Raw genomic sequence first — 18525 nt, 5'->3', positions numbered from 1 at the left:
TTTGGCCCCGACGATCGCTAGTCGCTCGAGTAAAGGGAAAAATCTCTGCTCGGGGCGGTGGCATCGTGAGACGATATCTTGCCGAAGCTATGGCGCGCGTGGTTTAAAGAAAATCTATCGGCGAATAATAAAATCTCTATCAAACTTCACTCAGAAAAATATTCGCAGCTACTGTAAAGATATGCGTGGTTTTTAGAAAAGGGGAGGGAAGACCTTATGTTGAGAGGACTGTTAGGGACGACGGCATTTCTTGCTTTAGTGCCGTTTTTTGGCGAAGCGGCGGCACAAGATCAACGTGCCGATCGCCTGCAGATCGAGGAAATCACCGTTGTCGCGCAACGCCGCGAACAATCGATTCTGGATGTGCCGGTTAGCGTCACTTTGTTTAGTGCCGAATCCATTGAGAAGCAAAACATTCAAAGCGCCAAGGACTATCTGCAACAAACGCCGAACGTGTCCTATCAAGTCGGCGGACGAAATGGATCGCGGGAAATCGTTATCGCCATCCGCGGTATTTCTGACATTAAAAATGCCGAGAAAATCGATACGTCCAGTGCTTTTTCGACTTATGTCGACGAATTCAGTCAGGGTACGCTGGCCTCTGGTCAAGCCAATCCGCCGACCTATGATATCGAGCGGATTGAAGTTCTTCGCGGTCCCCAGGGCACCTTCTTTGGTCGAAATTCCGAAGGCGGCGCCATCAATATCATGACCAAAAAGCCGAGCAAAGATCTCTATGGTCAGGTCGATTTCGGCGGCGGTCGCTTCAATAGTTATGAACTGGCGGGGGTTGCGAACGTTCCAGTGACCGACACCTTGTTCACCCGCCTGACGGTCCAGTCGGCTAAAAGCGACGGCCCGATGAAAAACCTTCATCCGACCGGTGGAAATTCGGGGAATGAATATCTATCCCTGCGTGGTCAGGTGCGCTGGCTGCCGACGACCAACACCACGATCGATATGCAGATCGGCTATATCGTCGATAACCAGGATTATACACCAAAGGCTGCGACCTGCGTTAAGCCCCGGTTTGGAGCCAATCCCTTCGATGGCAAAGTGCTTGGCGATATTGGCTGTTATGATCCGCAAGGCGAATTGTTGCGGCGGATCAACCTGCCTGCCGGTAACCCGGATCGTGTCGTTCTTCCGGCCGGCATGACCTATGACAGTTTGAACAAAAATCGTCTTAACCTTTACCAAAACACCAGGGAGCGCACCGAAAACCGGACCACGACAATGATCGGTCGCATCAACCACGAGTTTGAAGATTTCTCGATTACCTCAATCTCGGGTCTGGCGAAATCCGATCAAACTCAGTTCATGGATCTCGATCATTCCGGCGTTGACGGTATCGATCGTTTCGGCCTGTTCGACGCCACGAATTGGAGCCAAGAGGTACGGCTGCAGTCCGTTGGCAAAAAGACCATCGACTGGACGGTCGGCGGTATTTATTACAAGGATAAGTTTCAGGCGACCAATCAGATCCTGATCAAGCACTTCCTCGCCGCATGGATGAATGGCGACACGGCCAACCAAAATGTCATTCACTCGGATCGCGATGGCTGGGCCGGATTCGCCAACCTCGAATGGCACATCACCGAACCGCTGTCCTTGATCGTTGGCGGCCGCTTCTCCCACGATAACTCCTCAAGCGAATGGACTGACGTTTATGCCGCTTGTGGGAAGGTGCCTTATGGGTCGCCGCTTGCTCCCGGTTGCGCGTTGCGGCCGGATCAGCTCGATCGTTTGGTCCTGGCATCGGATGGCACCACCGTCTATCAAAGTGGCGGCCGAAAGGCACAAACCGCTGGTGCCGGTTATCAATCGACGAGTGGTAAGGATTTCTCACCGCGCATTGCCCTGAACTATAAGCCGAACGACAACAGTTCCTATTATGTGACCGTTTCCAAGGGCTACAAGCCAAACGGGGTACGCCTTAATCCGGATTCGGGCTTCGACCATACCAGCCGTTTCAAGAAAGAGCAGTTGTGGAACTATGAAGCCGGCTTCAATGCTGCGCTCTTTGATCGCCGCATGACCGTAAGTGGCGCCATCTTCCTCATGGACTGGAAAGACATGCAGGTTCTCGTTTCGGAGGAATACTGCAATGTCGGCGGTGTCTTGATCCCGATCGATGGCCCGTCAGCGCCCGTCGGCAACACCTGCTTGCGTGTGCCCCTCTATAGCATACAGAACGCTAAAAAAGCCCGCTCCAAAGGCTTCGAACTGTCCGCCCAAGGCATGATCACGAACGGCTGGCAGGTTGGTGGCTCGGTCGGTTATCTCAATGCCAAATTCGTCGACTTCCTCGCGAATGTTGCCGGCACCACGGCAGATGTTTCGGGACAACCGATCGGTAGCGCACCGAAATGGACGCTCAGTGCCAATACTCAATATAACTTCCCGCTCGCCGGGGGCGAAGCCTTTGCCCGGGCCTCGTGGAGTTACCGCTCGGCGAGCAGCCTCGATATCGCTCGCCGGGTCAACAATCAGTACCCGTCGAATATTCCGGCCTTCGGGCTTGTCAATTTGGCCTTCGGGCAAACCTGGGGACGGGTCAACCTTGCGCTGAATATCGAAAACCTGCTCGACTCGAAATATTATACAGCCGCCGAGTCCTTCAGTTACGCCGGCGTGATGCTCGACGTCCATCCGCGGACTTGGTTCCTGAAAGCAACATGGAAAACGAACTGATTAATCTCTAACGTTCGGGTTGCCTCCTCCGTATGAAGCGGGGGAGGCAATCTTTTCACCTTGCCTCCGTCGGCACCTTGTCGAGAGCGAAGGCGGCGGCTCCGTTGCTTACCGTCAGTGGGTTAGGGTTGAATTCCTGCCATCGCCAGGTCAGGAAATCTAAGGGGATGTTCCGGATGATAATCGATTACAGGATTATGTGTTGCGTGCTATCCGGCTTGCTGTTGATGACTGCACCCCAAACGGCTGAGGCGGCGACGGAAGCACGATTGGCCCGTTACCCGGTGCTCGCCAACGGCAATATCGCCTTCCTCTATGCTGATGATATTTGGTTGGTGGCGGAGACCGGCGGCCTCGCTCGGCGCTTGACGGCCGATGGTCAGCTCAAATCCAACTTGGTTTTCTCCCCCGATGGCCGACAACTCGCCTATGCCATGACGGCAGAGGGCAACCAGGATACTTACGTGTTGCCGGTTGCGGGCGGTGTGAGCGTTCGCGTCACGCATCACCCGGCTGCCGATCAGCCTGTGGCTTGGTATCCGGACGGTCAGAATTTATTGATCGCCAGTGGTATGTACAGTCACAGGCAGAACTATAATCAATTGCTGAAAGTGAAGGCCACGGGCGGCTTGCCGGAGCGGCTGCCGCTTGCTTATGGCGAGACGGCGGCATTTTCTCCCGATGGCAGCAAGCTGGTTTATACCTTTTATAAGGATTTCCAGGACGGTAAGGAAACCTGGAAGCGCTATCACGGCGGGCGGGCGCCGAGCCTGTGGTATTTCGACTTAAAGACCGGCGCGTCGCGGCGCCTGACGAATAATGACTCGCCCAATTCGATGCCGATGTGGGTCGGCGAGCGCATTTATTATCTGTCAGAGCAAGGCGCGGATGAGCGAAGCAATATCTGGGTTCATGACCTGAATAGTGGGGAAGAGCGCCAGATTACCCATTTCACCGATTTCGATATTCGCCATCCGTCGCTTGGGGCTGGGACGATCGCGTTCGAATATGCCGGGAAAATTCATCGTCTGGATCTGACCGACGAGACGACGAAAGAAGTGCCGATCGCCGTGGCGACGGATTTCGCAAGCTTTGCGCCGACGCGGGTTCCGGTCGCCGATTATATCGAACATGCCGACATTGCCGCCGACGGTAAAACCGTTGTCTTCGCGGCGCGCGGCGATGTTTTTACCGTGGGCCTCGCCCCTGATCTGGCCATCAACCATAGCCAAAGCTCAGGGACGGCGGAACGCTATCCAAGCTTGTCGCCCGACGGCACAAAGCTCGCTTATTTTTCTGATGCCGATGGTGAGTATCAACTTTATATCAAGGATACAGCCAGCGGCAGCCAGCGGAAGTTGACGAGCTTTAGCGACGGTTTCCGCTATAAGCCGCAATGGTCGCCCGATGGCCGCCATCTCGTCTTTATCGACAACGCGCAAGCGATCTATCTGGTCGATGTGGCGAACGGCCGGTTGAAGAAAATTGACGCTGACCGGATGCGCGTGCATTCGTCGCTGGCAACCTTTCGCGTCTCCTGGTCGCCCGATGGGCGCTGGGTCGCCTATGCGCGAACCGCCGACAGCGGCAATCAGGCGATCTTTATTTATGACGTGAAGGGCGACGTGCGGCGGCAGCTTACCTCGGGCTATGCGAGCGACGTGTCGCCGGTGTTCGACCCCACGGGCAATTATCTTTATAGCCTGTCCTATCGCAGCCTGACGCCGCGCTTCGGGGACATCGACTCGACCTGGATCTATGGCGATTCCATGGGCATTTCGGTCATTCCATTACGGGTTGGCGTGCCGTCGCCGTTCGACCCCGGCAAAGTTCCGTTTCCGGCCGCAAAGAAGGGTGACAGCGAGATCGATTTCGCCGGGGCCGAAGCGCGGTTGGTCAAACTGGCCCTACCGGCGGCGACCTATACCGATCTTGCGGTTTTGCCCGGCAAGATCGTTTATCGGCGGCTGGACGACGCCGCCCGCAATGGCTCGAAAGGCGTTGTCGAAGAGTTCAAGCTGGCGACCGAGACCGTCACCGTGCTGGCGCGTGATGTCGATGACTTGATCACCTCCGCGGGCGCGGAAGCGGGCCTCATCCGTCGTGATAAAACCTATGCCGTCCTGGAGCTTGCAGCGGAGGGCGCGGAAACGAACGTTCCGGTCGCCAAACTTGCCGTAGAACTCGATGTCCGCGCCGAGAACCGCCAACAATTTACTGACGGCTGGCGCTATTTGCGCGATTTCTTTTATGATCCCAACCACCATGGTTTGGACTGGCAGCAGGTTGGCGAAAAATATCGCCCGTTCGTCGAGTTTGTCGTCACGGACAGCGACATGACCGCTCTGTTGCGCGAGCTTAGCGGTGAAGTCTCAGCGGGGCATGTCTATGCCTCATCTGGCCTTCGCCCGACGCTGGCACCGAGCAGCGAAGTGGGACTCCTCGGGGCCGATCTCCGGATCGAAAACGGGGCTTACCGTATTGGCCGTATCCTCAGCGCGGGGCCACGTTCGGGCGAGCTACGCTCACCGTTGGCGGCTCCCGGCCTTGACGTTAGCGAGGGTGATTATTTGCTGGCGATTAACGGCGTGGCCCTCGACCCGGCGCGGGATCCCTGGGTGGCGCTTCAGCATGAAAGCGGCGCCGTGGTTCGCCTGACCATCAATAAAAATCCAAGCCAGACAGGCGCGCGGCAGGTTCTGGTGCGCACGCTATCGCCCGCCGATGAGTTGAAGCTCCGGGAACGCACCTGGGTCGAAGCCAACCGCGCGCTGGTCCTTGAGCGAAGCGGTGGGCGAATTGGCTATATTTATGTGCCTGATACGTCGCGGAACGGTCAGGATGAACTGATGAGCCAATACCGGGCCGAGTTCGGCAAAGACGCCCTGATTATCGATGAGCGGTTCAACCGGGGCGGGGCCCTTGGCGATCGACTGGTCGAGCTCTTGAAACGCCCGGCGCTTGCGTATTTTGCCGGGCGCAATATGGCGCATAATCCGTTGCCGGAACTGGCGCATAATGGACCGAAGGCGCTTTTGATCAACGGCTGGAGCTATTCCGGCGGTGATGGTTTTCCGTTCTTGTTCAAGGAGGCGCAAGCCGGAACCTTGATCGGCACTCGGACCTGGGGCGGCTTAATCGGCCCGCAATTTCCGTTGCCGCTGATCAGCGGCGGCTTGATGTCGGCGCCGAACAGCCGGGTCTATGACCGCGCCGGCAATTGGGCCGCCGGCAATCACGGCGTCGTGCCTCATGTGGAAATTGAGAATGATCCATCCGTGCTTTATGCTGGAACGGATAGGCAATTGCTAAAAGCGGTTGAATTACTTTTGGGGGAGATGAAAAATCTCGCACCGCACCAGGATCCAGTTTATCCAACACAGCATAATGGGGAGCGCTGAATGATCGGGAAATATGTCGGCCTAGTGCTGGCTGCGAGTGTTGGTCTTTTGGCCCTGTCGGCCGGGGCCAAGGACGTGGGGCAAGCGCATACGGACGCTGCCGCGCCGACCATTATTCATGCCGGTTTGCTGATTGCCATTCCGGGGCAGCCCCCGGCGCGGGAGCAGTCGGTCATCGTTCGCAACGGTCGGATCGAGGCGATCAAGCCCGGTTTCCTCAATGCCGCCGACATTGGTGCGACGGCGGCGACGGTGATCGATCTGTCGCAAGCGACGGTGTTGCCGGGGCTGATCGACGCCCATGTCCATCTGACGCTGGGGGAGCGGCCGCCGGCTGGTCGCCTAGCGCTCAATGAGGCGGAATATACCTTGACCGCGCTCGAAAACGCCCGAAAGACTCTGGCTGCTGGCTTTACCACCGTTCGTGATCTCGGAGCGCCGACGGAGGCTATTTTCACGGTCCGTGACGCCATCGCCGCCGGGCGCTTTGCCGGTCCGCGAATTCTGGCCGCCGGCCGCATGGTCTCGGTGACCGAAGGGCATGGCGATATGGGCGGCTATCCAGAGAATATTCTTGAGCTGTTCCATTCTTCAGGCGTTTGCGATGGACCTTATGAGTGCCGAAAAGCGGTCCGCACCCAGATGCGCAGTGGCGCCGACGTGATCAAGACCGCAACGACGAGAGGTGGCGGTGACCCACGCACCGCGACACCACCGCCGGAAATGATGGATGATGAGATTGTCGCTGCCGTTTCGGCAGCGCACTCGGCGGGACGTAAGGTGGCGGCTCATGCCCATGGCACCGCCGGGATTAACGCTGCCCTTGCTGCTGGTGTCGATTCGATCGAGCATGGCGGCTTCCTGAATAAGGACTCGATAAGCCTCTTCAAGAAAAGCGGCGCCTATCTGGTGCCGACTATGGCCGTCTTGACTAAACTTGAGGCGCGCTATGACCAGGAAGGCCCTGCAGCCCAGGCCGTCACCCGGGCCTTTCTCGATAACATGCCGAAAAATGTCGGGCTCGCTTATGCCGCTGGCGTTCCCGTTGCCTTTGGAACCGACGCCGGGATCACCCCGCACGGTCAAAACGCCGTCGAATTTTTATGGTACAAAAAAATTGGCATGACCGCCGAGGATGTTCTCCGCACGGCCACGGTCAATGGGGCTAAGCTTCTCGGCCTTGACGCCGACATCGGCACTCTGGAGGTTGGTAAGCGCGCCGACATTATCGCCACCGCCGCCAATCCGCTGGTCGACGTGGGCGCCCTTCAGCATGTGACCTTTGTCATGGCCGGCGGTAAGGTGTTCAGCGCCCAATAGCGCTCGGTCATTCGGGCGGCAGATACGAAATCGTATAAAAACGCGTGGCGGCGCGGGCAGGGGGCTGCCACGCGCCGCCCCCGCGATCAGGCGGACCAACATCCTTCGTCAGGCGCAGGATGTTATGGCCGAGGATTTTCTCTATGCGGGCCGACTTATGGCCACGTGCACTCAAGAGGTCGGCGAGCTTTTGGAATTGCGGGAACCGCGAAGGTCGAGAATAGGGGGGTAGGTGGCAGCGCGTTCGCCCTTGGCCCCGATTCCGGCTTTCCGCCGTGCCTCGACTTCTTCGCGGAGCGCGTCCTCGTAGAGCTTGATATTGTCGATCTGGGTGACCGAACCATCGGTGCCGATGCCGACATGGTCTTCGCCGCAGACATTGGTCGCGTGTTCAACATGGTTCACCACGTCGGCCGCGGTCGGCCGCGCCTCGACCTTGAAGAACGGCATGAAATAGATGCCGACGACGCTTGGACACCGACTTGCGCCTGGGGAAACCATGCAGGTTGGTCAAAGGAGCGTCAAGTTAAGCCCTGGCTGGCCTCCCAGACAGGGAAGGCCAAAACTGGGACCTTCCGTTACATGACGAAGAACGACAGCCCCTGACCCGGCGCATGGTGGACGCTATCGACCACCTTAATGAGCAAGCCGTGAATGGCTGCTGGTTCCCGTGGGCTTCCGGTTCAAGCGGTCCTTGGTATCTTTGGGATAACATCAGGGGCGATTTGGTACTCAAGGGCTTCGGCTTGTCGGACGAGCTACACACCTTCGGCATACCTGTGCTACCCGGCTGGCTGAAAGCGGGATGGATTTGGTGGCGTTGCAGGACTGGTTAGGCCAATCGGATATCAAGATCACGGCTGACCTATACATCCATCTAATGGTCACACATTTGCACCGAGGGGCCGGGATACTTGATGGCTCAAATAACACCAATCCCGCTACCCGGCAGTTAGATGACGCAATTACCGAGACTAACGATGTTCCGTTTAGTGGAAGTTACCGTGACGAACACGGCACGTCACGAACCCACTAAGTGATTGAAATGTTATAGCCGCTGGCGGAAGAGGTGGGATTCGAACCCACGGTGAGCTTGCACCCACGCTGGTTTTCAAGACCAGTGCCTTAAACCACTCGGCCACTCTTCCTGACGCTCAATTGCGATCGGCACCCTTTTTAGCGCAAGACACGAAGAGGGCAAGATTTTTCTGTCCGGAGACAACCAGATCTTGAGAATATCCAGGATTTGCCGGACTTACTGGCTGTTCGCCCCGAAAATACGTTTCCAGTCGGATTTCATGCTGACCAGTTGCCAGCCATAACTTTTGGCCCAATCAAGTGAAAGCCGATCGTCGCTGCCATAGGCTCGTTCACGGGCGGCATCGTCATGGTTGATCAGAATTTGCAGGGATGGCTTTAGCCCTTCCATGGAAAACCGCGCCATATGGGCGTCGCCGCCGCTTCCGACATTGCCGGCGACGAACACCGGCCGTTTGCCAATATGACGGGCAATGGCCCCGATTTTGCCTTCACGATCACTATAGGCACCCAGTTTCGGCTGGCGCACGACCCGCAGGCGGCCGCCATTCTCTTCGACTGTTTCGGTAAAATAGGTGCCGATGACATTTTCGGCCGGAACACCGAAATAATCAGCGGAGATGGCACGCGCGAAAGCGATATCGCCATTCGTGCTGAGAAAAATCTTAAATCCGTTCGCACGCAGATAGGCGATCAGCTCCAGCATGGGCTGGTAGACCGTCCGGGCATAAGGCACGCCGAAAAGGGGATGTTTGGCGGTATAGAAGAATTCACGAACCTGGGTTGTGAAATCATCCTCGGTCATACCGCTGTGGGTATCCACGAAGATTTTCAGGATATCCGCCTGAGGCAGGCTCGGTAGGATTTCGGCCCCCTTGGCGAAAAGACTGTCATAAGGCGGCTGGCTGCGCAGGTCCGGGTTGCGCACTACCATATCCTTGACCCGGCTCAGCATAAAGGCGACTTCAGCCACCGGCTGTTCGGGCCAGATGGTGCCGTCGATATCAAAGACGGCGATGCGGTCAGCGGGTGCAATAAGCTGCGGGCTGCCTGACTGGCTGACGCTGGTCACATAGCCGACAATGGCTTTTTTGACCGAGCCGTCGTTCCAAGAGGCGAGGGCGTCCGGCGCGGCGCGTGCTGGAACGGAAACAGCAGATGTCAGGACCGAGAAAACAACCAGAATAAGTGTGCGAAAGCCCGTCATGACATCCCCTTGAAAACGACCACACATGCATTTGGTAGAGAGCTTAGCAATATCTCCCTAAAATTTGAATATGCGGTTAAAGGCGTTCAAGCGCGGGTGGCGGTACATCGGCCGGAACTATCGCCTTGCGGTAGAGTGCTTCGGTCGCCATCGTTGCCGGATCATTGGTCTTTTGCCGAGCCAGCCACAATCCATAAAGCGACCAGGCATTGTTCGGATGAGACATCAGACTGCGGTTAAAGGCATCTATGGCTTCTGTCGGCCGGTTCAGACGCAACAGGATGGCGCCCACCGATTGTTCGACCGGGTAATACCAATAGGGCGGCTCCGTATATGGAATGCTGCGTTGTTTGGCCGCGGCTTGTTGCATGATTATGAGGGCATCGTTCAGATTTCCCATGGATGCCTGCGCCTTGCCACGTAGAACGAGTTCGGCCAAGGTCATGATATCCCGAGCGGGCATGTGATTGTCTGTCAGGATCTTGAGATCGGCGGTTTTGATCAGCGTGGCGATGGCGTCAGCCTCGGCCAACGCAGGCCTGCCTTGCCCTGATTCGGCCAAGGCGATGCCCCGGGCGTAATGCCACATGGCCTGTAGGTAAGGATATTGGGCGGGCGGCATGGGTATTTGCAGAACAGTGGATGGTTCGCCGAATTGCGCCTCGGCAAAATAGACTGAGGCTTTGACCGGATGACTGAGCCAAGGCACGGCGTCAAGAACCGGGGTCGGAACGATGCGATCGAGCTTTGCCGCCGCCTCAAGCGCTGTCCCGCCATCACCCGCCATTCCTGCCGAGGCCAGCAGGAAATGGACATTATGAGGGTAATACCCATAGCGATAAACAGCGCTGCCCTGATTGCCACTGAGATACCGTTCATCGACAGCCACGGCCTGCCGGTTGGCGGTGAGCGCATCCTGATAACGGCCGACACGGAAATAGATATGTCCCGGCATATGAACAAGATGCCCGGCCATGGGAGCTTCCGTCGCGAGCCGGTCCGCCGCCCCTTCGGCCCTATCTGGCATACGCGACGCTTCCATCAGATGGATATAAAGATGATTGGCCCCTGCATGATCGGGGTGAGCCGCCATGACGGCCTCAACGGCCTTGATGGCCGGTAGCATGGCTGGTTTCGGGGTCGTGGCGTCAGCTTCCCAATAGTCCCAGGGGCTCGTGTCCATCACCGCCTCGGCATAGAGAATAGCAATATGGGGATTCTTCGGATAGGCCGCATAAACGGCCGCCATGGCGCTTGCATATGCCTGATCAAGCTCCGCGCGGGTTTTGGTTGGATCCGCTGTATACCGCTTGTCGAGCGCGCTGATCAGGGCTTTTTCAATAGGAGAGGCGGTGGCGATCAGTGATTTCGCCTTTCCAAGCGCTGCAAGAGTGTCAGCAAGGCTCGCCGGGTCCATCGGTGCATTGATATGGGGACCAAGGACAAGGGCCTGTCCCCAATAGCAGATGGCGCAGTTCGGATCCCAGCGGGTAGCGGCGCGGAAGGCACGTTCGGCTTCCCAATGGTTGAACCCATAAACCAGCCTGAGCCCTTGATCGAAAAACGCCTGGGTATAAGCCTCAGGGCTCGATATGGGGAAATGGGCCTTGCCGTAATTAGAATCGAGAGGTGGGTCGCTATCCAGTGTCTTCAAGGCCGGGTCAGCCGAAGCCGAGGCCATGAGGGCCAGGCGGAAGTCTTTCCGCAGAAATATGCTTTGTGTTTCCGGTCGTTTGCCGCAAGCGGTCAGGGCCAGATAAGCAGGATTTAGGAACTCCGGAACCGGAGCAAGACGTAACGGCCGTTCGCTGGATGCCACCACAAGCAACGCGAGAGCTGTTGATAAAGCTATTGTTGAAGCGCTACGCATACTCATTGCCGCCTCCTTTAAAAAGGACTGGCAGGGGATGACCCCATGTCATCGGTTCATATGAAATGCGTCGGTATTCTAGCAAAAAACCTTGGGTGATACATGTTAAATCTGTCGGTTTGCTTGAGCTTTCCTAGCTGTGACTAATTTATGACGACGTGGTGAATGCTGGTCTTAGGGAGGTGAAATAAGATAGGCTGCGAACGCCTCAGCAAATACTGGACTTTCCGTTAGGAATAGCCAGAATAGTACAATCCTTATGATTATTGGCCGCATTTATATCTAGATGTAGCCCCCAATATATGGTCCCATTAATGCGCCCAACCTCCCGCTTACCCTTCGTTCGCATTGCGATTTCTGTTTTGACACTGGCCGTGTTGGCCGGGTGCGCGACCGAAGCCCCGAAAAAAGTTGCCGGGCCCGTTGCCGCCCCGGCGACTCCCGCAGCGCCCCTGGCTCCGCCGCGTCAGGCCTTTGCCGACTGGCTTAAGGAGGTCAAGGCCGAAGCACTTGCTGACGGTGTTCGTCCGCAAATCGTCGAGGCTGCCTTCGCCAACGTCAAGTTCGACGATACCGTCGTCAAGTCCGACCAGAATCAGCCAGAGGTCAAGCAGACGCTTGACACTTATCTGTCAAAACGCATAACCCCCGCGCAGATCGCCAAGGGGCGGGAGATGATGAAGACCTACCGCAAGGAATTGCAGCAGGTGTCCCGCGTTTACGGTGTGCCGCCGCGCTTCATCGTCGCCATCTGGGGGATCGAGACCAATTATGGCAGCTTCACCGGCGGTCAGAATGTCTTCCAGTCATTGTCGACGCTCGCCTATGACTCGCGCCGCAAGGAGTATTTTCGTAACGAGCTGTTCAATGCGCTGAAGATCGCGAACGACAACCATATCAAACCGGAACAGATGACCGGATCCTGGGCCGGGGCGCTTGGCCAGCCGCAGTTCATGCCGTCAAGCTTCCTTGTTTATGCCGTCGACTTCAATAAAGACGGTCGCCGAGACATCTGGAACACTCCGGTCGATGTTTTTGCCTCCATCTCCAATTACTTCCAGTCCACCGGCTGGGCGAATGGTCAGAACTGGGGCCGTGAAGTCATTCTGTCCAAGCCCATCAAGGACAAGCTCGTCGCCAGCAAGTTGCAGCCACCTGCCCGTAGTTGCGGCGTCAAGAACCATCAGGGCAACATGACCGTAACGGAATGGGGCCAGTATGGCGTCGCTGATGGCGATGGCAAGGAGCTGCCGCGCGCCAAGGTTCCCGCCAGCCTCGCACAACCGGACGGGGTTGACGGCCGGGCATTTCTCGCCTACGCCAACTACCGCGTTTTCTTGCGCTATAACTGTTCGGATTATTACGCGATTGCGGTCGGATTGCTGTCCGACCAGTTCAAGGATCTCGACTAGATCCAGTAGGCTTAGGGGACATACGGAACCATGGGTTGGGCTATCATTCGTCTGATCGGCGGCGTTTTGCCGATCGCTGCTCTGTTGGCAGCCTGCGCTACAACACCACAAAAGTCGCAGGCTCCTGACCTGTCGGGAGCAAAGATCGGCAAGCCCTATCAGATCAATGGTCGCTGGTACTATCCAAAGGCCGAGCCGGATTATGACAGAACTGGCGTGGCCTCCTGGTATGGTCCGGGCTTTCATGGCAAGTCGACCGCCAATGGCGAGAACTATGACCAGAATGCCCTGACCGCAGCCCACACGACTTTGCCTCTGCCGACCTATGTCCGCGTCACCAATCTTGAGAACGGGCGGTCTCTTATCTTACGCATCAATGATCGCGGTCCGTTTGCCAAGGACCGCATCATTGACGTGTCGCGTCGCGCTGCCCAGTTGCTTGGCTTCCACGGCACCGGCACCACACAGGTGCGGGTGCAGGTGATCGCGCCTGACCAGAATTCACCCGAAATCATGCAGGCCAAGGCCCAGGAAAAGCAAATCGGTCCCGATGTGGTGGCCGTGCCGCGGGACGAGATTGCCGTGGCGACAATCGAGGCCAAACCGCTCGATCCGCCGCCTGCCACCACTTATTCTCAGGCCAGTATCCAGCAGCCGACTGCTGCGATCGAAATCATGCAGCCATCACAGACCCCGGTGCCGATCAAGAAGGGCGAGCATATTTTCGTCCAGGCCGGAGCCTTCGCCGCCGCTGAAAACGCCCAACGCCTTGCTGCTTTGCTGCAGGTCATCAGCGCGGTCGAGACTGTGCCCGTGAACCGGGCTGACGGGCAGACGCTGTATCGTGTGCGCCTCGGCCCGCTGAGTTCCATGGACGAGGCCGACGCGGTTCTCAGTCAAGTTGTCGCGCGCGGTCATGGCAATGCCCGGATCGTTGTCGACTGATCTGTTTCAATTGGTTATTCTCCCTTGGGTCACTTGACGCCCATTTTCGCCGCTTATGACAGGATCATCTGCGCTCATGTCGCTATATATATTTCGCCGCGCCGCCTTTAGCCTGACCGTTGCTTTATTAGCCGCCACTTCTGTGCCGGCTTTGGCTGCGCCGCCTTATCAAACCACGGCCAAGAACGCGATCCTGATCGATATGGATACGGGCACGGTGCTGTTTGAAAAAGACGCCGACGTGCAGATCCATCCGGCGTCCATGAGCAAGCTCATGACCACCTATATCGTGTTCGAGCAGTTGAAAAAGGGCGCGCTCAAGCTGACCGACACCCTGCCGGTGAGTGAGGAAATCTGGCGCAAATGGCGGGCCAACAAGGGGTCGACCATGTTCCTCAATGTCGGCGACCGTCCGACCATTGAAGATCTGGTGCGCGGTATCGTCATTCAATCCGGGAACGATGCCTGCGACGTTATCGCCGAAGGTCTTGGTGGGTCGGAAGAAGGATTCGCGGTCTGGCTTAACAAGAAAGCCAAGGAACTCGGCCTCAAAGGCAGCCATTTCGTCAATGCGAGCGGCTGGCCTAACCCCGAGCATGTGGTGACAGTGCGCGATCTCGCGACCCTGTCGGAACGCATTATCCGCGATTTCCCTGAATATTATCATTATTTCAAGGAAGAGAGCTTCGTCTATTCGGGTGTCAAGCAAGGCAACCGGAACCCAACGTTGGGTGTTGTTCCGGGTGCGGACGGTCTCAAAACCGGCCATTCCGATGAAGCCGGTTACGGCGTGACGCTGTCGGCCATCCAGAACGGCCGCCGCATTGTCGCGGTCATTGCCGGGATGTCCTCTATGAGCGAACGGGCCAAGGAATCAGAGCGCGTGCTCAATTACGGCTTCAACAATTTCAAAAGCTACAAGCTCTTTGAACGTGGCCAGATGGTTGAGGAAGCTCCGCTTTGGCTTGGCGATCAGGACACCGTGCCGCTTGTGGCCGACCGCGATGTGAAAGTGCTGATGGGACGGCTTGACCGTTCGGACCTCAAGGTCAAGGTTGTCTATGACAGCCCGGTGGCCGCGCCGCTCAAAGAAGGTCAGGTTGTCGGCAAAATCGTCGTCTCGGTTCCTGACCATGCCAATCAGGAATTCCCCCTGGTGGCCGGTGCCGCCATCGGAGAATTGAGCGGTTTTGGCCGTGTCAGCGCAGCCATCAGCCAGCTCATCTGGGGCCCGGCCAAATCCACTGCTGCCAAACCAGCCCACTGATATGACCAGAATTGTCGAACGCGGCTGTTTCATTACCTTTGAAGGCGGCGAGGGGACGGGGAAATCGACCCAGATCCGCTTGCTCGCCGACCGGTTGGAACAGTACGGCATTGAAGTCTTTGTCACCCGCGAACCCGGTGGCACCCCGTCGGGCGAAGCCATTCGGTCGCTGCTGGTGACAGGCGCGACCGATCGCTGGTTACCGGTGACCGAAGCGCTGATGCATACGGCGGCTCGGGCGGAACATGTAAAGCGCTTTATCGAACCCGCTCTTGAACGCGGCATCTGGGTGCTGTCGGATCGCTTTATTGACAGTTCCCGCGCTTATCAGGGGATCGGGCAGGGGCTTGGGGTTCCGCTTATTGATGATCTGACCCGGCTAGCGATTGGCGACTTTCTCCCTGACCTTACGTTTGTGCTCGACCTACCGGTTGCAGCCGCCTTACCACGTGCCCAGACCCGTCCCGGTAATGAGGATCGCTACGAACGCATGGGCCATGCTTTTCACGAGCGGCTGCGTCAGGCGTTCTTGGATATAGCGCTTGGCGAACCCGACCGTTGCCGGATCATAGACGCAGCCCCATCTATCGAGCTGGTGGCAGAGCGGCTGTGGGATGAAACGCGTCAGGCGCTGCTGTCTTAACTCAGAAGGATAACGACCATAGTCGACACTGCCAGCATAGAAATCGGCGCCGGTTTACCGCAAAAATCGAGCGATCTGCTCGGTCATTACGAAGCCGAAACGTCTTTTCTGTCTGCTCATGCGAGCGGTCGGCTGCATCATGCCTGGCTCATTTCCGGCCCGCGAGGGGTAGGGAAGGCGACTCTGGCCTTTCGTATGGCGCGGTTTCTGCTGGCTAATCCCCCGGTGGATGCTGACGGCGGGCTGTTTGGTGACATATTGCCCCCCACATTGCCGACAAATCTTGATCTCTCGCCCGATCATCCTGTTTTTCAGCGCATCGCCGCCGGAAGCCATGGCGACCTCATGTCCGTGGCCTGCAGCGAGAACGACAAGGGTGCCATGCGCACGGAAATCGTTGTCGATGATGTGCGGAAACTGGTCAATTTCTTCTCGAAAACCTCGGCCGAGGGCGGCTGGCGGGTGGCCATCGTCGACAGTGCCGACGAACTCAACCGCAACGCCGCCAACGCGCTTCTGAAGGTGCTCGAAGAACCCCCGGCCAACGCCGTTCTGATCCTGCTGGCCCATGCGTCGGGGCGGGTGCTGCCAACGATCCAGTCACGCTGCCGCCGCCTGGTGTTGCGGCCGCTTGAGGAATCCTCGGTCAATGCCTTTCTGGCGCTGCGTCGTCCGGATCTGCCCGAACGCGACCGGCTGCTGCTGACCCGTCTTGCGGAAGGCAGCCCCGGCCTGGCCCTTCGGCTTGCGGCGGCGAACGGCTTGACGCTCTATCGCAAGCTATTGGATTACCTTGGCGGTATGCCGCAGGTGGCGCCACGCGCCGTGCTTGAGCTTGCGGAGCTTGTCACCGGCAAGGGCAATGACGAAAATTATGCGATCTTCGGGCTTTTGCTCGGCGGATTACTTGGCCGGATCGCCCGGGCGGCGAGCGGAGCCATGATCACCGCCATTCCTGAAGAAGCCGAGGTGCTCGCCCGGCTCGCCGGTATGGCCGGCCTTGATCCCTGGATCGAGGTGTGGGAAAAGAGCACCAGCCTGATTCAGCGTACTGACGCTATCAATCTCGACCGGAAACAGAGCGTTATCGTGATCTTGAACGAGATCGCCGCCGTCACCCGGTTCTGACCGACTGAGCCATAAAGGAATTCCGGGGCATGACTGCCAAGCCTTCATTCTACATCACGACCCCGATTTATTACGTCAATGACGTGCCCCATATCGGTCATGCCTATACGACACTTGCCTGCGATGTCATGGCCCGCTTCAAGCGGCTTGACGGCTTTGACGTCTGGTTCCTGACCGGTACCGATGAACATGGCCAGAAGGTCGAAAAATCCGCCGCAGCCGCCGGCATGACCCCGATCAGCTTTTGTGACAAGGTATCGGCCCGGTTCCGCGATCTGGCCGAGGTGATGAATTTTTCCAACAATAACTTCATTCGCACCACCGAGACGCGTCATATCGAAGCCTGTCAGGCTCTGTGGCGCAAGCTTGAGGAAAAGGGCGAAATCTATCTCGACAAATATGCCGGTTGGTATTCGGTCCGGGACGAGGCTTTCTATACCGAGGGCGAACTTCAGCAAGGCCCGAACGGCGAAAAGCTCGCACCCACCGGTGCGCCTGTGGAATGGGTTGAGGAGGAAAGCTATTTCTTCCGCCTGTCCGCCTGGGGTGATCGGCTTCTGGAACATTACGCGGCAAATCCGGATGCCATTCTCCCGGCGTCGCGCCGCAATGAAGTTCTGAGCTTCATCAAAAGCGGCCTGCGCGATCTTTCGGTTTCCCGCACAAGCTTCACCTGGGGCGTGCCAGTACCGGGTAACGATCGCCATATCATGTATGTGTGGATCGACGCACTGACGAACTATATCACCGAGCTTGGCTACCCCGCGACGGACAGTGAGCAGTTCCAGAAGTTCTGGCCCAATGCCATGCATGTGGTGGGCAAGGATATCCTGCGCTTCCATGCGGTCTATTGGCCGGCCTTTCTGATGGCTGCCGATCTCACCACCCCGAAACGTGTTTTCGCCCATGGCTGGTGGACCAACGAAGGCCAGAAAATCTCGAAATCGGTCGGCAACGTCATTGATCCCTTTGCCATCGTTGAGGAATATGGTTTGGACCCCGTCCGCTATTTCCTCATGCGTGAAGTGCCGTTTGGACAGGACGGCGATTTTTCCAAGCGCTCGGTTGTGAATCGCATCAATGCCGATCTTGCAAACGACCTTGGCAATCTGGCGCAACGCTCCCTGAGCATGATCGCGAAGAACTGCGACGCCAAGGTGCCGGAGCATGGCGCCTTCACCGAGGCCGACCTTGCCATCCTCAAGGCGGCGAGCGCCGATTTGCTTGAGACAGTGCGCAAGCATATGGACCGTCAGGAAATCCATCTCGCGCTCGAAGCTATCTGGCGCGTGGTGAGCGACGCGAACGGCTTCTTCGCCGCGTCGGAACCCTGGGCGCTCAAGAAATCCGATCCTGAGCGTATGGGCAGCGTGCTTTATATGACGGCGGAAATCCTCCGCAATGTCGGTTTGCTCACCCAGCCGATCATGCCTGAGAAATCCGCCAAACTGCTCGATCAACTGGGCGTGGCCGAGGATGCACGCGGCTTCGACCAGATCGGCGAGGCTGGCCGCTTGCAGTCCGGAAGGCCGCTTCCTGCGCCGCAGGGCATTTTCCCGCGTATTCAAGTCGAAGAAACGTTATAATTTCTGACGGTGAC

At 57.5% G+C, this 18525-nt stretch carries 12 protein-coding genes, 1 tRNA gene and 1 pseudogene; 10 read left to right on the top strand and 4 right to left on the bottom strand.

Annotation, left to right across the window (positions count from 1 at the left end):
- The first annotated feature begins 216 nt into the window (after positions 1–216).
- From NYP16_RS07810 to NYP16_RS07800, 3 genes are all read left to right on the top strand, one after another.
- Positions 217–2694: a TonB-dependent receptor gene (locus tag NYP16_RS07810; RefSeq protein WP_274943554.1), complete on the top strand. Its 2478-nt coding sequence runs from the start codon at positions 217–219 to the stop codon at positions 2692–2694.
- 227 nt (positions 2695–2921) lie between these two features.
- Complete coding sequence (locus tag NYP16_RS07805) at positions 2922–6095, top strand: S41 family peptidase (protein ID WP_274943553.1); 3174 nt, start codon at positions 2922–2924, stop codon at positions 6093–6095.
- Positions 6096–7415 carry a metal-dependent hydrolase family protein gene (locus NYP16_RS07800; protein WP_274943552.1) on the top strand — a complete coding sequence of 440 codons (1320 nt, stop codon included), beginning with the start codon at positions 6096–6098 and terminating at the stop codon, positions 7413–7415.
- Positions 7416–7586: 171 nt separating this feature from the next.
- Here the strand turns inward: NYP16_RS07800 and NYP16_RS07795 are convergent, their stop codons facing one another.
- Positions 7587–7916, bottom strand: coding sequence for a membrane dipeptidase (locus tag NYP16_RS07795; protein ID WP_274943551.1), 330 nt, complete (start codon positions 7914–7916; stop codon positions 7587–7589).
- A 274-nt stretch (positions 7917–8190) separates the two neighbouring features.
- Between NYP16_RS07795 and NYP16_RS14625 the strand changes: the two are divergent.
- Positions 8191–8451: pseudogene (locus NYP16_RS14625) on the top strand (hypothetical protein); the annotation flags it as partial.
- Between the two features lie 22 nt (positions 8452–8473).
- Here the strand turns inward: NYP16_RS14625 and NYP16_RS07790 are convergent.
- The 3 genes from NYP16_RS07790 to NYP16_RS07780 form a co-directional block, all read right to left on the bottom strand.
- Positions 8474–8563 (bottom strand) — tRNA-Ser (locus NYP16_RS07790).
- A gap of 107 nt (positions 8564–8670) precedes the next feature.
- On the bottom strand, positions 8671–9660 hold the full coding sequence (locus tag NYP16_RS07785; RefSeq protein WP_274943550.1) for an HAD family hydrolase: 990 nt from the start codon (positions 9658–9660) through the stop codon (positions 8671–8673).
- A 76-nt stretch (positions 9661–9736) separates the two neighbouring features.
- Positions 9737–11536, bottom strand: coding sequence for a tetratricopeptide repeat protein (locus tag NYP16_RS07780; RefSeq protein WP_274943549.1), 1800 nt, complete (start codon positions 11534–11536; stop codon positions 9737–9739).
- A 356-nt stretch (positions 11537–11892) separates the two neighbouring features.
- Between NYP16_RS07780 and NYP16_RS07775 the strand changes: the two genes are divergently transcribed.
- The 6 genes from NYP16_RS07775 (at position 11893) to metG (ending at position 18511) form a co-directional block, all read left to right on the top strand.
- Positions 11893–12942 (top strand): lytic murein transglycosylase, encoded by a 1050-nt coding sequence (locus NYP16_RS07775; RefSeq protein ID WP_274943548.1) that lies wholly within the window; start codon positions 11893–11895, stop codon positions 12940–12942.
- Positions 12943–12972: 30 nt separating this feature from the next.
- Positions 12973–13887 carry a septal ring lytic transglycosylase RlpA family protein gene (locus NYP16_RS07770; protein ID WP_274943547.1) on the top strand — a complete coding sequence of 305 codons (915 nt, stop codon included), beginning with the start codon at positions 12973–12975 and terminating at the stop codon, positions 13885–13887.
- Between the two features lie 76 nt (positions 13888–13963).
- Positions 13964–15154, top strand: a complete 1191-nt coding sequence (locus NYP16_RS07765) for a D-alanyl-D-alanine carboxypeptidase family protein (protein ID WP_274943546.1) — start codon at positions 13964–13966, stop codon at positions 15152–15154.
- 1 nt (position 15155) lies between these two features.
- A complete protein-coding gene (tmk, locus tag NYP16_RS07760; RefSeq protein ID WP_274943545.1) occupies positions 15156–15797 on the top strand; it encodes a dTMP kinase in 642 nt (213 codons plus the stop codon).
- 9 nt (positions 15798–15806) lie between these two features.
- A complete protein-coding gene (locus tag NYP16_RS07755) occupies positions 15807–16925 on the top strand; it encodes a DNA polymerase III subunit delta' (protein ID WP_346742497.1) in 1119 nt (372 codons plus the stop codon).
- Between the two features lie 29 nt (positions 16926–16954).
- On the top strand, positions 16955–18511 hold the full coding sequence (gene metG, locus NYP16_RS07750; protein ID WP_274943544.1) for a methionine--tRNA ligase: 1557 nt from the start codon (positions 16955–16957) through the stop codon (positions 18509–18511).
- Positions 18512–18525 lie beyond the last annotated feature (14 nt).

This window comes from Govania unica, from assembly GCF_027920805.1.
Lineage (GTDB): Bacteria > Pseudomonadota > Alphaproteobacteria > Sphingomonadales > Govanellaceae > Govanella > Govanella unica.
This window is presented reverse-complemented; position numbering and strand designations above follow the sequence as displayed.

Bases quoted from the DNA above. Each gene is read 5' to 3' on its own strand.
- NYP16_RS07810 (WP_274943554.1), top strand. From the start codon at position 217: ATGTTGAGAGGACTGTTAGGGACGACGGCATTTCTTGCTTTAGTGCCG.
- NYP16_RS07805 (WP_274943553.1), top strand. From the start codon at position 2,922: ATGACTGCACCCCAAACGGCTGAGGCGGCGACGGAAGCACGATTGGCC.
- NYP16_RS07800 (WP_274943552.1), top strand. From the start codon at position 6,096: ATGATCGGGAAATATGTCGGCCTAGTGCTGGCTGCGAGTGTTGGTCTT.
- NYP16_RS07795 (WP_274943551.1), bottom strand. From the start codon at position 7,916: ATGGTTTCCCCAGGCGCAAGTCGGTGTCCAAGCGTCGTCGGCATCTAT.
- NYP16_RS07785 (WP_274943550.1), bottom strand. From the start codon at position 9,660: ATGACGGGCTTTCGCACACTTATTCTGGTTGTTTTCTCGGTCCTGACA.
- NYP16_RS07780 (WP_274943549.1), bottom strand. From the start codon at position 11,536: ATGAGTATGCGTAGCGCTTCAACAATAGCTTTATCAACAGCTCTCGCG.
- NYP16_RS07770 (WP_274943547.1), top strand. From the start codon at position 12,973: ATGGGTTGGGCTATCATTCGTCTGATCGGCGGCGTTTTGCCGATCGCT.
- NYP16_RS07765 (WP_274943546.1), top strand. From the start codon at position 13,964: ATGTCGCTATATATATTTCGCCGCGCCGCCTTTAGCCTGACCGTTGCT.
- tmk (WP_274943545.1), top strand. From the start codon at position 15,156: ATGACCAGAATTGTCGAACGCGGCTGTTTCATTACCTTTGAAGGCGGC.
- metG (WP_274943544.1), top strand. From the start codon at position 16,955: ATGACTGCCAAGCCTTCATTCTACATCACGACCCCGATTTATTACGTC.